General features: G+C 67.8%; 12 protein-coding genes and 1 pseudogene. 6 read left to right on the top strand and 7 right to left on the bottom strand.

The window, feature by feature from the left end; translation table 11 throughout:
- Together B4L26_RS13135 and B4L26_RS13140 are read left to right on the top strand one after the other, a co-directional pair.
- A pseudogene (locus B4L26_RS13135) lies at window positions 1-211 on the top strand (dihydrolipoamide acetyltransferase); the annotation flags it as partial.
- A 131-nt stretch (window positions 212-342) separates the two neighbouring features.
- On the top strand, window positions 343-747 hold the full coding sequence (locus B4L26_RS13140) for a VOC family protein (protein ID WP_290719337.1): 405 nt from the start codon (window positions 343-345) through the stop codon (window positions 745-747).
- Here the strand turns inward: B4L26_RS13140 and B4L26_RS13145 are convergent.
- Window positions 734-1,318, bottom strand: a complete 585-nt coding sequence (locus B4L26_RS13145) for a nucleosidase (protein WP_290719338.1) — start codon at window positions 1,316-1,318, stop codon at window positions 734-736. The genes B4L26_RS13140 and B4L26_RS13145 overlap by 14 nt on opposite strands.
- 64 nt (window positions 1,319-1,382) lie before the next feature.
- Here B4L26_RS13145 and B4L26_RS13150 point away from each other — a divergent pair, with 64 nt between their 5' ends.
- Window positions 1,383-6,851: a carboxyl transferase domain-containing protein gene (locus B4L26_RS13150; RefSeq protein WP_290719340.1), complete on the top strand. Its 5,469-nt coding sequence runs from the start codon at window positions 1,383-1,385 to the stop codon at window positions 6,849-6,851.
- A gap of 4 nt (window positions 6,852-6,855) precedes the next feature.
- Here B4L26_RS13150 and B4L26_RS13155 read toward each other — a convergent pair whose 3' ends face one another.
- The 4 genes from B4L26_RS13155 to B4L26_RS13170 form a co-directional block, all read right to left on the bottom strand.
- Window positions 6,856-7,782 carry an SDR family oxidoreductase gene (locus tag B4L26_RS13155; RefSeq protein ID WP_290719342.1) on the bottom strand — a complete coding sequence of 309 codons (927 nt, stop codon included), beginning with the start codon at window positions 7,780-7,782 and terminating at the stop codon, window positions 6,856-6,858.
- A 58-nt stretch (window positions 7,783-7,840) separates the two neighbouring features.
- The gene (locus B4L26_RS13160; protein WP_409563416.1) at window positions 7,841-8,872 is read right to left on the bottom strand and encodes an N-acetylmuramoyl-L-alanine amidase; all 1,032 of its coding nucleotides are present in this window, start codon (window positions 8,870-8,872) and stop codon (window positions 7,841-7,843) included.
- A gap of 136 nt (window positions 8,873-9,008) precedes the next feature.
- The gene (locus B4L26_RS13165) at window positions 9,009-10,082 is read right to left on the bottom strand and encodes a CobW family GTP-binding protein (protein ID WP_290719345.1); all 1,074 of its coding nucleotides are present in this window, start codon (window positions 10,080-10,082) and stop codon (window positions 9,009-9,011) included.
- Window positions 10,083-10,093: 11 nt separating this feature from the next.
- The gene (locus B4L26_RS13170; RefSeq protein ID WP_290719347.1) at window positions 10,094-10,957 is read right to left on the bottom strand and encodes a rhodanese-related sulfurtransferase; all 864 of its coding nucleotides are present in this window, start codon (window positions 10,955-10,957) and stop codon (window positions 10,094-10,096) included.
- Window positions 10,958-11,074: 117 nt separating this feature from the next.
- Between B4L26_RS13170 and B4L26_RS13175 the strand changes: the two genes are divergently transcribed.
- Both B4L26_RS13175 and B4L26_RS13180 read left to right on the top strand, forming a co-directional pair.
- A complete protein-coding gene (locus B4L26_RS13175; protein ID WP_290719349.1) occupies window positions 11,075-11,770 on the top strand; it encodes a hypothetical protein in 696 nt (231 codons plus the stop codon).
- Window positions 11,771-11,872: 102 nt separating this feature from the next.
- The gene (locus tag B4L26_RS13180) at window positions 11,873-12,190 is read left to right on the top strand and encodes a histone-like nucleoid-structuring protein Lsr2 (protein ID WP_290719350.1); all 318 of its coding nucleotides are present in this window, start codon (window positions 11,873-11,875) and stop codon (window positions 12,188-12,190) included.
- On the opposite strand, the gene B4L26_RS13185 is transcribed toward B4L26_RS13180, so the two are convergent.
- Window positions 12,187-12,990, bottom strand: coding sequence for a Cof-type HAD-IIB family hydrolase (locus B4L26_RS13185; RefSeq protein WP_290719351.1), 804 nt, complete (start codon window positions 12,988-12,990; stop codon window positions 12,187-12,189). The genes B4L26_RS13180 and B4L26_RS13185 overlap by 4 nt on opposite strands.
- Before the next feature lie 26 nt (window positions 12,991-13,016).
- Complete coding sequence (locus B4L26_RS13190; protein ID WP_290719352.1) at window positions 13,017-13,457, bottom strand: MarR family winged helix-turn-helix transcriptional regulator; 441 nt, start codon at window positions 13,455-13,457, stop codon at window positions 13,017-13,019.
- Window positions 13,458-13,512: 55 nt separating this feature from the next.
- Here B4L26_RS13190 and B4L26_RS13195 point away from each other — a divergent pair, with 55 nt between their 5' ends.
- Window positions 13,513-13,914, top strand: a complete 402-nt coding sequence (locus B4L26_RS13195) for a cupin domain-containing protein (protein ID WP_290719354.1) — start codon at window positions 13,513-13,515, stop codon at window positions 13,912-13,914.
- Window positions 13,915-13,925 lie beyond the last annotated feature (11 nt).

Consider the following 13,925-nt stretch of genomic DNA (forward strand, 5'->3'; position numbering starts at 1 on the left):
CGCGGTCCGCCCCAACGCCGACCGCATGACCGCAGGTGCCATGGCCCGTGGCGTCCGCCTGGACAACGAAGACGCCTCGACGCGGCCGTCCGGCCCACGCCCCCCGGCGGTGCGCCCGGCCCAGCAGGCGAGGCCACCGGCCCCTACTGCACCACCCGCTCAAGGTCGTCGCCGCGCCGCACCGCCACCCCTCGACGACGACGGTTTCTGACCGCCGAGCCAGAACAGCTACCTTCTCCCACAACAACTACCGTTGCAGCGGTAGTGAATGTCGGGAACCGTAGCCGATGTAGGGGTTCGACATCCGTTTGACTCGCGACCCCCCGGATCAAGGTGAGGAACATGGTCGCTGTCACCCAGGTCAACATCATCGTCGCCGATCTTGAGCGGAGCCGCGCGTTCTACGAATGGCTGGGCATCGCCTTCACCCCGCGCCACCGCACCGGCGCCTCGCCGGCCGAGGCGTGGGTCTCGGTGGATACCGGGGTGACGATCGTCCTCCACTCGACCGGTTTCGCCGCGTGGTGGGACGAGTCTGAGCCACAGCCGTCCTCAGGCGAACCACAGATCGACCTGCAGGTCGACTCCGATCTTCGCGTCGACGAGCTGGCGGCCGGTGTCGACGCGGCCGGCGGGTCGTTGATCAAACAGCCCGCGGACATGCCGTGGCGACAGCGGTTCGCCATTGTCGGCGACCCCGATGGCCACCGGATCGGCCTCAAAGGACCGCCCGCTATCTCCCCGTGACGGCCTCGACCAGCCAATCACCCAGCAACCGGGCGGCCGCGTCGACTCGCGCCGGCCAGTCCACCGCGGACTCGTCTGCGCTGTCGCTGACCACTTTGACCAAGCGAACCGGAACGCCGAAGTGCGCGCCGACACGGGCAAAGGCCGCACCCTCCATATCGACGAGGTCCGCGACGCGGGCGAGCTCGGCTCGGCGCTGCGAATCCTTGATGAAGCTGTCCCCCGTCGCCAAGACTGTGCCGTCACCGTCTGGAAGGTCCCAGGACGCCACCGTCGGATAGCCCAACTCGGCGAGGACCTCGGCGTCGAGGTCGTGCTCGAGCACCCGCGACGGCACGAACAGCCCACTGTGATGGTCGTGCAGCGCACCCGCGGTACCGATGTTCACCACCGCGTCGATCGGCTCGTCGACACCGTGCACGGCCCGCGTCAGAGCCCCGGCCAACGCGATCGCCGCAGTCACCTTGCCAAGGCCGGAGACCAACAGCCGGGTTCCGTCGGGAACGTGAGCGGCCTCGGCTCGCGTCGCCGAAACCACAAGTACTCGCGAGTAGACAGTTGTCTTCGTCACGTTGAGGGAGGTTACGTGAGAGTAGGCATACCCCGCGCGGCCGATACTCCATAGGATTAACCAAATGTTTCGCCGCATCGCCATAGTCAATCGTGGAGAGGCCGCAATGCGGCTGATCAATGCCGTCCGTGATCTCAACGCCGAGACCGGGCGCGACATCGAGACCGTCGCCCTCTACACCGACGTCGATCGCACCGCGACCTTCGTCCGCGAGGCAGACCTCTCTTACGATCTCGGCCCGGCGGCCGCACGCCCCTACATCAATCTGGAACTACTCGAGCGTGCGCTGGTCGAGACCGGCGCCGACGCCGCCTGGGTCGGCTGGGGCTTCGTCGCCGAGGACCCGGCGTTCGCCGAGCTCTGCGACCGCGTCGGCGTCACGTTCATCGGGCCATCGCCGGAGGCCATGCGCCGCCTGGGCGACAAGATCGGCGCCAAACTGATCGCCGAGGAGGTGGGCGTCCCCGTCGCACCGTGGAGCCGCGGACCGGTGGAGACCGAGGAGGAGGCCAAGAAGGCCGCCGCACGCATCGGCTACCCGCTGATGCTCAAGGCGACCGCCGGCGGCGGCGGCCGCGGTATCCGCATGGTCTCCGACGAGTCCGAACTCGTCGACGCCTATCAGCGCACGCGCGACGAAGCCGAGCGCGCCTTCGGCAGCGGCGTCGTCTTCCTCGAGCGCCTGGTCACCGGTGCGCGGCACGTCGAGGTCCAGGTGATCGCCGACGGTGAGGGCGGCGCGTGGGCACTGGGTGTCCGCGACTGCTCGGTTCAGCGGCGCAATCAGAAGGTCATCGAGGAATCCGCGTCACCGGTGTTGAGCGAGGAGGAGATCGCCGACGTCAAGGGTTCCGCCGAACGGCTCGCCGTGGCCGTCGGCTACCGCGGTGCGGCGACCGTCGAATTCCTCTACCACCCCGGCGAGAAGCTGTTCGCGTTCCTCGAGGTGAACACCCGCCTGCAGGTCGAGCACCCGATCACCGAGATCACCAACGAGTACGACCTGGTACGTGCGCAGATCCACGTCGCCTCCGGCGGCACTCTGACCGGGCCGCGTCCGGTTGAGCGCGGCCACGCCGTCGAGGCGCGTCTCAACGCCGAAGACCCCGACCGCGACTTCGCGCCCTCCCCCGGCCGCATCTCCCGGCTGGATCTGCCGACCGGACCGGGAATCCGCGTCGACACCGGCGTCAGCGAGGGTGACACCATCCCGGCCGACTTCGACTCGATGATCGCCAAGATCATTGCCTACGGCAGCGACCGCGACCAGGCGCTGGGCCGCCTGCGCCGAGCGATGGCGCAGACCGGCGTGATCATCGAGGGCGGTGCGACCAACAAGAGCTTCGTGCTCGACCTGCTCAACCAGCCCGAGGTGATCGACGGCAGTGCCGACACCGGCTGGATCGACCGGGTGCGTGCGCAGGGCCGGTTGGTCTCGCAGCAGCACTCCTCGATCGCCTTGGCTGCCGCCGCGATCGATGCCTATGAACAGGCCGAGATGGCCGAGCTCGACCGTCTGCTCGCGACCGCGACCGGTGGCCGTCCGCAGGTGCACCACGAGAGCGGACGCCCGCTGGACTTCAAGCTCCGCGGCGCCGGCTACCGCGTCCGCGTCGCCCGCATTGGGGGGCGGCGCTTCCGCGTCGTGATCGAGGGTGGCGGCGACGTCCGCACCGCCGACGTCGAGCTCGAGCGGTTCGACCAGTACGCCGCGCAGATGACCGTCAACGGTCGCCGCTACCGGTTGCTCACCGACACCCACGGCCCGATCTCCATCGTCGACGTCGGCGGGGTCACCCATCGCGTCAGCCGCGACGAGGGCGGCGTCGTGCGCGCCCCTGCCCCGGCACTGGTGATCGCCACACCGCTGCAGGTGGGCGACGAGGTCGACGCCGGCGACCCGGTTCTCGTGTTGGAGAGCATGAAGATGGAGACGGTGCTGCGCGCACCGTTCCGTGCCCGACTCAAGGAGTGCGAGGTCATCGCCGGCATCCAGGTCGAGGCTGGCGCGCCCCTGTTGCGCCTGGAGCCGCTCGAAGACGACGACGAGGGCGACGCGACCGCCGAGGAAGAGGTCGTGCTCGATCTGCCCGAGGCGCCGGTGAATGTCAACGCCGCTGAGCGCGCCGATCGCGACCGCGAGGAACTGCGCAGCCTGCTGCGCGGCTTCGACGTCAACCCAGACCAAGACCGCCAGCTACTCGACGACTACCTCGAGTCCCGCGATGCAGTGGCCCAGACCGACGGGCCGCCACTCGCCCAAGAGGTCGAGCTCATCGACGTCTTCGCCGACCTCGCCGAACTCGCCCGCGTCCGCCCGAAGGACCCCGAAGCCGTCAGCGAGCGGGTGCACAGCCCGCGCGAACACTTCCACACCTACCTGCAGAGCCTCGACGTGGATGTCGCCGGCCTGCCGGAGAGCTTCCAGACCCGACTGTCCTACGCGCTGGGCCACTACGGGATCACCGATCTCGAGCGAACCCCCGACCTCGAGGGCGCGGTCTTCCGCATCTTCCTGGCACTGCAGCGGCAGGAGGAGACGTCCACGGTCATCGCTGCCCTGCTGCGGCGGTGGCTGCGCGAGCCGATCCCGGCGCCCGAGCTGCGCGACCCGGTCGGCTCCGCGCTCGAGCGGCTGGTGTCAGCGACGCAGATCCGCATCCCGGCGATCGCCGACCTGGCCCGAGGCGTCCTGCACGCCTGGTACGGGCAGCCGAGGCTGCTGCGTAACCGCGACCGCCAGCACTCCGCCATCCGCGAACAGCTGCACTACCTCGACGAGAACCCGGGTGCTGCCGACCGCGACGAGCGGATCGCGACGATGGTCGGCAGCACCGAACCCCTCGTCAGCCTGCTCGGCGAGCGCCTGGCCGACCCGGGCGCTGAGTCGACGGTGATGCTGGAGGTGCTCGCGCGTCGCTACTACGGCAACAAGGACCTCACCGACCTCCAGGCGCGCCGCGCCGCGGGCTGTACGTACGTCACCGCCCAACGCCGGGGCACGACCCTGGTATCGGCTGCCACCAGCTTCGCCGGCTTGGATCAGGCGATCTGCGGTCTCGTCGAGCTGATCGACGTCACGTCGTCGGTCGACGCCGACATCTACGTCAGCTGGGAGGACCAGCCCGACGACTTCGACGAGATGGCCGCCGCGCTGCAGAACATCGTCAGTGCGCGGATGCTCCCCCACCAGGTGCACCGTCTGACGATCACCGTCGCCGGCACCGGTGCGGCGATGAACCACCACTTCACGTTCCGGCCGTCGGCGACGGGCCTGACCGAAGACCGCCTCATCCGCGGCCTGCACCCGTTCATCGCCGAACGCATGCAGATGGAGCGCTGGCGCAAGTTCGACCTGACCCGACTGCCCTCCTCGGACGAGGAGGTCTACCTCTACCGGTGCGTGGCCAAGACGAACCCGGCCGACGACCGGCTCGTCGCATTCACCCAGATCCGCGATCTGACCGCGATCAGCGAGGAAGACGGTCGCCTGCTGACGCTGCCGACCGCGGAGACGAATTTCGCCACCGCCGTCGACTCGATCCGCCGTGCACAGGCCCAGCGCCCCCGCGCCAAGCGGCTCAACACCAACCGGGTCGTGATGTACATCTGGCCGCCGATCGACGTGTCGACCGACCAGTTCCGCTACGTCGTCGAGCACACGTTGGCGAACTCGGCGTCGACACAGGGCGCTGGCCTCGAAGAGGTCACGCTCATCGGCCGCCAACGCGACAAGGACACCGGCGAACTGCGCAAGATCGCCGCACACATCACCACCGATGCTGCCGGGGCCAACCACATCACCGTCGGCGATCCCACCGACGATCCGGTCGAGCCGCTCGACGAGTACCGCCAGAAGGTGCTGCGCGCAGCCAGTCGCGGCACGGTGTACCCGTACGAGTTGACCAACCTGCTCGGTGACTTCACCGAGTACGACCTTGACGAAGCCGGCGCGCTGGTGACGGCGGACCGGCCCAAGGGCCGAAACACCGCGGCCGTCGTCGTCGGCACGATCACCACGCCGTCGCCGAAGTACCCCGACGGGGTGACACGCGTGATCGTGCTCGGCGATCCGACGAAGTCGCTCGGCTCGCTCGCCGAACCCGAGTGCCGCCGCATCATCGCGGCATTGGACCTCGCGCAGGAGATGGCGGTGCCGCTGGAGTGGTACGCCCTGTCCTCCGGTGCCGCGGTCGAGATGGATTCGGGCACCGAGAACCTGGACTGGGTGGCCGCCGCGCTCAAGCGGATCGTCGAGTTCACCCAGGACGGCCACGAGATCAACATCGTCGTCACCGGTATCAACGTGGGCGGGCAGGCGTACTGGAACGCCGAGGCCACCATGCTGATGCACACCAAGGGTGTCCTCGTGATGACGCCCGATTCGGCGATGGTGCTCACCGGCAAGCAGGCCCTCGACTTCTCCGGTGGCGTCTCGGCCGAGGACAATTTCGGCCTCGGCGGCTACGACCGCGTGATGGGACCCAACGGTGAGGCGCAATATTGGGCGCCGGACCTGCCCGCCGCACGCGACATCCTGATGGCGTACTACGAGCACACCTACGTCGTGCCCGGTGAGGACGGTCCGCGCACCGCGGAGTCCACCGACCCGGTCGACCGCAGCATCGTCGACTACCCGCACGAGTGCGAGGGCAGCGACTTCGCGACCGTCGGTGAGATCTTCTCCGCCGAGAAGAACCCCGACCGCAAGAAGCCGTTCGACATCCGCGCGGTCATGGCTGCGGTCGCCGACCAGGACCACGCGCTGCCCGAGCGGTGGGCTGGGATGGCCGACGCGGAGAACACCGTCGTCGTCGACGCCCACCTGGGCGGGATGCCGGTGTGCCTGATCGGCATCGAGTCCAAGCCGGTCCCCCGCCGCGGGTTTGTGCCCAGCGACGGCCCGGACACGTTCACCGCAGGCACGTTGTTCCCGCAGTCGTCGAAGAAGGCTGCGCGCGCGATCAACGCGGCCAGCGGTAACCGCCCCGTCGTCGTGTTGGCCAACCTGTCCGGCTTCGACGGATCTCCGGAGTCACTGCGGAAGCTGCAGCTGGAGTACGGCGCCGAGATCGGACGCGCGATCGTCAATTTCGACGGTCCGATCGTGTTCTGCGTGATCTCGCGCTACCACGGCGGCGCTTTCGTCGTGTTCTCCAAGGCACTCAACCCGAACATGACGGTCTTGGCGATCGAAGGCTCGTTCGCGTCGGTCCTCGGTGGCGCGCCCGCTGCGGCAGTCGTCTTTGCCGGCGATGTCCGCATGCGCACGGGCGCCGATCCCCGCGTGGTGGCGCTCGAGTCGCGCGTGTCCGCCGCGGTGGGCGCCGACCGCGCCACACTGGCCGCCGAACTCGACGAATTGCGGGCAGCGGTGCGCGCGGAGAAGATCGCCGAGATCGCCACCGAGTTCGACGCCGTGCACAACATCGAGCGGGCCGTCGAGGTCGGTTCGGCCGATGCCGTCATCGCCGCCGAGGACCTGCGGCCGAAGATCATCGACGCCATCGTGACCACCGGCACCGGCGCCTGAGAACTCAGGTGCCGGTTGCCCGGATCTCCTTGGCCGCCGACACGGCCTTCGGAGGCGCTTTGCGTGCCAACCGGGTGAACTGGTCGTTGGCGATGCGCATTGCGACCTCGTAAGGGAAGGCGAACTTGCGCGCCCACCAGTAGCCGAACCGGATGTCGAACGACGTGTAGACGATGTACTGGTTCTTCTTGATGCCCTTGATGATGGCCGCGGCAGCCTTCTCCGGCGAGGCCGCCATCTTGTGGAAGCCGCCGATGGCCTCGGCGACCTCGGCGTTGTCGCGATCGATACCGACGATGTCGACCGTGTTCACCAACGGGGTGGCCACCGCGCCCGGGCACACCAGGCTGACGCCGATGCGGTGGCGGCGCAGGTCGAACCGAAGCACCTCCGAGACGCCGCGCAAGCCGAACTTGCTGGCACTGTAGGCGGCGTGCCACGGCAGTGCGAGCAGCCCGGCGGCCGACGACACGTTGACCAATTGGCCGCCCTTGCCGCGTGCCACCATCTGCGGGACGAAGCTCTCGATGATGTGGATGGGGCCCATCAGGTTGACGTCGACCATCGACTTCCAGTGCTTGTGCTCCAGGTTCTCCACGGTGCCCCAGGCCGAGATTCCGGCGATGTTCATGACGACGTCCATGACGCCGACCTCGGCGTCGACCGCGCGCGCGAATGCGGCCACCCAGTCATAGTCGGAAACGTCGCCGGCCTGGTGGTAGAGGACCGTGCCGCCCGCGGCACCGACCTCGGCGACCAGCGCATCGAGCGGCTCGATATGCAGGTCGGTGACGACGAGGTGCGCGCCCTCGTTGGCACAGGCCAGGGCGGTAGCACGCCCGATGCCACTGGCGGCCCCGGTGATGAGTACTTTGCGGCCGCGCAGCGAGGGCACCGGAGGTGCCATGTAGACCAGATCTTTGAGACTCATGTCGCCAGCGTAGCCGCCGCGCACGCGCGGATCGGGCTGCTGCGGCAATCGCCCCAGATCAGATGGGCAGTTTGCCGCCGAACAACCCGTACACGACGACCAGCATCGCCTTGAGGATTTCTGATCCGGCATCGGCGGCCGGTCCGGTCAGGAAGGCCGTGATCCCGGCGAGGTCACCCGACTGCATCATGGCCTGAATCCCCGGCAGCAGTCCGCCCAGCCCGGCGCCCTCGGAAGACCCGCTGTCCGACGGTCCGACCACGCCCGACCCAGCAGTGGAGCCCGTCAAGTAGTTCAGCGCGCCGTCGGTGATCGCGGTGGCGTAGCGCATCTGACTGTTGTGCTCCGTCAGCGCTTTCGCCTCAGCCGGGTTCGCCAGGTTGCCCATCTCGACGAACACCAGCGGCACATGCGTGGTGTTGGGCCCTGCGATGTCGGTGCGCTCCTGGATGCCGTCGACCGCACCCACATAGTTGGAGGGGCTGAAGCCGGCGTTCTTGAACGAGTCGCGCATCAGGTTGGACGCTTTGCGACCCTCGCCGCGCTGCACCTCGTCGGCCTTCTTGTCGGGGACCGGCAGCTTCGGCACGATCATGTGGAATCCGCTCTTGCCCGGATCCGACCCACGGCTCGACGAATCGGCGTGGATGCTGACCGCCAGGGCAGCGCCCGAACGGTTCGCCGCCGCCGCGCGCTCGTCGATGCACCCGCCCCAACCGGTGTCGTTGGGCCGACTGAGGACCACCCGCGCCCCTTGGCTCTCCAGCGCACCCTTGACGAGCTGGGCGACCTGCCAGTTGACGGTGTGCTCGGGGACCCCGTTGACACCGGTCGCCCCGGAGGTCTGGCACGGCTTGGTCCCGCCGCGTCCATCGGGGACGGGCTTGTTCAAGTCGTGCCCGGCAGCCGATCCCTGATGGCCGGGATCCAGGAACACCGTCTTGCCCGAGAGCTGCTTGGCGGCTGGCGCGGGGGCAGCGGGCGCCGGGGCCGGCGCTGCGGGAGCCGGGGCCGCCTGGCTCGTCGGCGCCATGGCGATCGACGCCGCGACAGCGGCGATCATCGCGACGGTGGTCGTTGTCTTACGCATCGTGGTCATCCTCCGGTGTAAACACCTCTAGTCACAGTAGTAACTTCTGTAACAGTGAATCACCAGCGTTCGCCGACGGCCAGCCCAGACGACATCTGTTAGCAGGATGTGATCTGCTCCGTGACCGCGGTCACGCTCACCCGTCGACGGGAGAGGTGTTGGCGGTCTGCGGGTCGTAGCGGAGCAGGCTCAATGCGCCGAAACCGTCGTCGGGGTCAGTGACCGACACCGCAGCGCAAGCCACCTGCACCAGATCCAGGTCCATTCCGATGCCGATGAGTACGACGACGGTGGCAGCGACAGCCTCTGACCGGCGCGCCGAGGACCGCGTCGCGCGGATCCGCCCACCGACAGCGGAGAAGTCCAATTGCCCGGAGTAATAGGCGGAATCGACCCGCACCCAGCCCTTGATCCGATAGCACCCGGCCGGCGGCCGTTCGAGGAGTCGCGCCATTGCACGCGGATTCACCGGTCCGTCGTGCTCCCAGGTGAACTGCTGATAGTCCTCGTGACCGGTGTGATCGTGCCCGGCGTGCTCGTGCGCCTCTTCGGTTCGCAAGAGGGAGTCGAGGGTCAATTGCTCGGGGCGCTCGCGCGCCGCGCGGCGTCGCGCGTCGACGAGCAGGCCCGGATCCAGCACTCCCTCGGAGGTCACGAGTCGCGGTGCCGTGGGGTTCACGCGATCGAGCAGCGCACCCACCGAATCGAGAGCGGCGGCGTCGACGAGGTCGGCCTTGTTGACGACGAGCAGATCGGCCACTCCGGCGTCGCGCTGCACCCCTCGCGGCAGATCGCCCCCGCCGGGTACGTCCAAACCAACCGCGTCGGCATCGACCACGTAGACCAATCCGCCGTAGGAGACGAGCCGATCGTCGATCGCCGCCACCCGACGGATCATGCTGCGCGGATCGGCGATGCCCGACGCCTCTACCAGCACCGCGTCAACCTCGGTACGCACCAGGCGCGCCACCGCGTCGGCGAAGCCGTCGGAGTCGGTCGCACAGCACAGACATCCATTGCCGAAGCCGACGACGCCGTCGACCTGACCGGCAACCATCAGCGCATCAACATTGACCGCGCCGAAATCATTGACGATTACCCCCAGGCGCAGTTCGCCCGCGTGGCGTAACACGTGGTTGAGCACCGTCGTCTTACCGGCGCCGAGCGCTCCACCCAGGACGATCACCGGAACTGCGGCACGTTTCGACACCCGGTCTCCCGCTACTGCTCGCGCGAATGTTCCGCCACGCACGCATCGCACACGACGACGAGATCGCGTCCATCAACATCGGGGAAATTCGCAATATTCTTCGTGGGAATACCGCATCGGGCGCACTGCCCTATCACCGGCGCATGGTCGGAGAAATCAACGCTCATCCGCCCGTCGAAGACGTACATGGAGCCTTCCCACAACCCGTCGTCACCGCGCTCCCGCCCGTAACGGGCAATTCCGCCGTCGAGTTGATAGACCTCCGAGAATCCGCGGTCCACCAGTAGCGCACTGAGGACCTCACACCGCACACCGCCGGTGCAATAGGTGACCACCGGGCGGTCTCGGTAGTCGTCGAATTCACCATCGTCGAGTAGTCGCAATAGGTCGCGGGTCGTCTGCGCCGCCGGCACGACGGCATTGCGGAAGTGCCCGATCTGCGCCTCGATTGCATTGCGCCCGTCGAGGAAGACGACGTCATCACCGCGCTGGTCGACCAACGCATCGACCTCGGCGGGGTCGAGACGGACGCCGCCGCCGACCACCCCGTCGGCGTCGACGCGGATACGCGACGACGCACCGAACGTGACAATCTCAGGACGGCTCTTCACCGATAACCGAGGAAAGTCCGCACCCGTGCCCGACGACCACTTGACGTCGATATCGGCGAAGGCCGGGTATTGGCGCGTGGCCCGGACGTACTTTTTCACGTCGGGGAGGTCCCCGCCGACGGTGACGTTGATACCGTGGGGCGAGACGATGATCCGGCCGCGCAGGTCCGACGCCGAGGCGAGTGCGAGTTGCCACAAGCGGATGGCCTCGGGATCGGGCAGCGGCGCGAACTTGTAGAACAGCACGATCTTGGGGGTCGCCACACCATGCAAGGGTACGGACGTCGCACCTCCGGGCGGCGCCGGGTGCGAGTCGCCTGGTCCGCGGCGGTCGCCCTTGTCCTGGGGATGGCTCTCGCCTGCGCCAACGGGTGTTCGATCGTGTCCGAACTGACGCTGCCCGACGAAAGTCGCACCATCGTCATCCCGGGCACTAACGCGCTCACCACCGAGTCCTCGGTCGCCGCGACCTCGACGAGCAGTGCCAATGGCCCCGACGACGACGGCGGCGACGATGCCGCGCCGGGCGCCTGGGACGACTATTCCTACGGGCACGTCATCAGCGTCGCACCGCGTGCCGACGCGCAGCGCTTCCACCGTGCCGCCAAGACGTCGTCCGCAGCTCTGATCACGACGTCGGGCTACCACTTCAGCAGTCCCGACCGCGCGATACAGTGCTCGACCGGCGCCAACGGGACCGGGACCCTCGCCTGCACCTCACAGCTCGTGCACGGCTCCCCCACCCCTCCGCCGGGCACACCGGCATCGTGCCGTTGGAATCCGGAAATGGTCACCCTCGGACCCGCCGCCCCATCAGCGGGCGCCTGTGCGAATCTCTATCCGATAATGGCCCGTTCGACGATCCTGCCCTTTGGCCAGACATTGGCGGTGGGCCGGTTCAAATGCCTCAATTCGGTTGAGGGAATGTATTGCCTCCAATCAACCGGGACCGGCTTCGCCATCACCAAGGCCGGGTTTCGCGAGATTCGGGGCGACGAGCGCGCACCCCGCGCAATGCGCGGATCGGCGCCGGATGAACGCGATGAGCGGCCCACTTCGACGCGGCCGACTTCATAACGACACAGGAGATTTGTCAGCTTTCACTTAGGAAATGCTGTTATTGTGCCTATCGACGCTCTATCCGCGAGTTTGCATTTCCCTACTGAGGAGACGTACGAAATGGCACGCAAGGCTGTGATTCAGGTTTTTGACGATCTCGACGGCAAGCAATTGGAGTCGCACGAGACGGTTCGATTCAGCGTCGACGGCAAGTCCTACGAGTTCGACACGTCACCGAAGAACGCCGCCGCGTTCCGCGACGGCCTCGCCAAGTACATCGACGCCGCGCGCCCGTTGCGGTCGGGTCGCCGAGGCGGGGGACGCGGCAAGCAGGAAACCCAGCGGATTCGCGATTGGGCCCACCAGAACGGCTACAAGGTCAGCGACCGCGGCCGAGTCCCCGGACACATCGTCGAGGCGTACGAGGCCGCCAACTAGCGGCTTCGCAAGAGTCGCTCCAGTTCGAGGACCACGCCCTCCTCGGCATTGCTCGGAATACGCCGCGCCGCAACCGCTGCGACGTCGGGATGGGCGTTGGCGACCGCATACGAATGGTCTGCGGCGCCGAGCATCTCGACGTCGTTGAGATAGTCGCCGAAGGCGACGGTCCGCGCTGCGGTGACGCCCAGCGCCTCCTGAAGCGCACGCACGCCGTGGCCCTTGTTCGCGTCGCGGTCCATGATGTCGATCCAGTGCTTGCCCGAGACGACCACCTGTTGGTCGAGTCCGCTGAAATACCGTTGCGCTGAGACCGCGGCTTCGCCGAAGTCGAAAATCGCGAGCTTGAGCACGTCGCGACAATGCTCGAGTAGGTCGGCGACCTGTTCGAGCTCCACGTAGTACTTCGCGCATTCGGCGGCGAATGGCGCATCGACACGCTCGATCACCGCACCGTCTGTGCGACAGACCACCACGCCGAGATCGGCGCCATCCTCGCGGGCCGCGCGCACCGCGTCGACGACGGTACGCGCGAATTCATCGCTCACCGTCGTCGTCGACACCACCTCGTCGCCATGGGTGACCAGCGTGCCGTTCTCGGCGATGAAGGACAGCGAGCGCTCCGCCCCGCGACCATCGAAGAGACGTCGCAACGTGGCCAACTGGCGCCCCGACGCGGGGACGAATGCGATTCCGCGCCCGACCATCTCGTCGAGTAGCGGCCAAAAACCGTCGGGCACGGTCCCGTCGTCGAGCAGCAGAGTCCCGTCCATGTCGGAGACGACCATTCCGATGTCCACCGCGCCACAGTAGCGCCCCGCCGCAGTCAGAACGGGAAGCCGGCCGTGACCGGCGGTGCCGCGGCGAGAGTCGCCAGCGTCGCGTCGACCTTTCGGTCGCCGACGCGTTCACGCCACTGCGCGACCTCGCGCCGGAACGACGCAGCCGAACGCTGCAACATCTCACGCCCATGCGGCGTCGGCGTCAGGATCCGCTCCCTGCGGTCCGTCGCGCTCGGGCCGCGGGTGATGAAGCCCATCGCCTCCAATCCGGCGGCCGTCTTCGTCGCGGCTTGCTTGGAGACCCCCAGGCGGACACCGAGCTCGACACTCGTGCAGCCCTCCCCGACCGCCTGCATGGCGAATCCGTGCGTGGCACGCACTCCCGGAAAGCCCGCCTCCTCAAGGTCGGCGTGCACCGCATCGACCAGGCCGCGGAACGCGGACATCAGCAGGAACGGCATTGCCACGTCGTCGATGGGGGCCATGTCGACAGCATAGCCAATTGCGGTCAACCTGGTTGTCTATATATAGTCAATCTAGTTGACCATCACTGAGAGGCACGCCATGTCGCACCTGACCCCCGAGACCGCCGTCACCCACCACTTGCACGGCGTCACCTTCCACTCCTTCGCCGCCGGCCGCAACGGTGCCACGAGCATCGCGGCCTGGCGCGCGGACTTCCCCCCGCACACCCCCGGCACTGCGCACAGCATGACTGCGGAGGAGATCCTGCACGTCCTCGCCGGCACCCTGGACGTCGAAGTCGGCGACGAGGGGTTCACCGCACGCGTCGGCGACGCGGTACTCGTCCCGGCGGGCACCCGCTTTCGAGTCAGCAACAACGGCGACGACCCGGCGCAGGCGTGGGTGACCACGACCCTGGGCATGAACGCCGTGCTGGGCGACGGCGATCAGCGCGTGGCACCGCCCTGGGCCCAGTAGCCGGCACAACG

Origin of the sequence: Gordonia sp. UBA7599, from assembly GCA_002477755.1 — a bacterium.
GTDB lineage: Bacteria > Actinomycetota > Actinomycetes > Mycobacteriales > Mycobacteriaceae > Gordonia.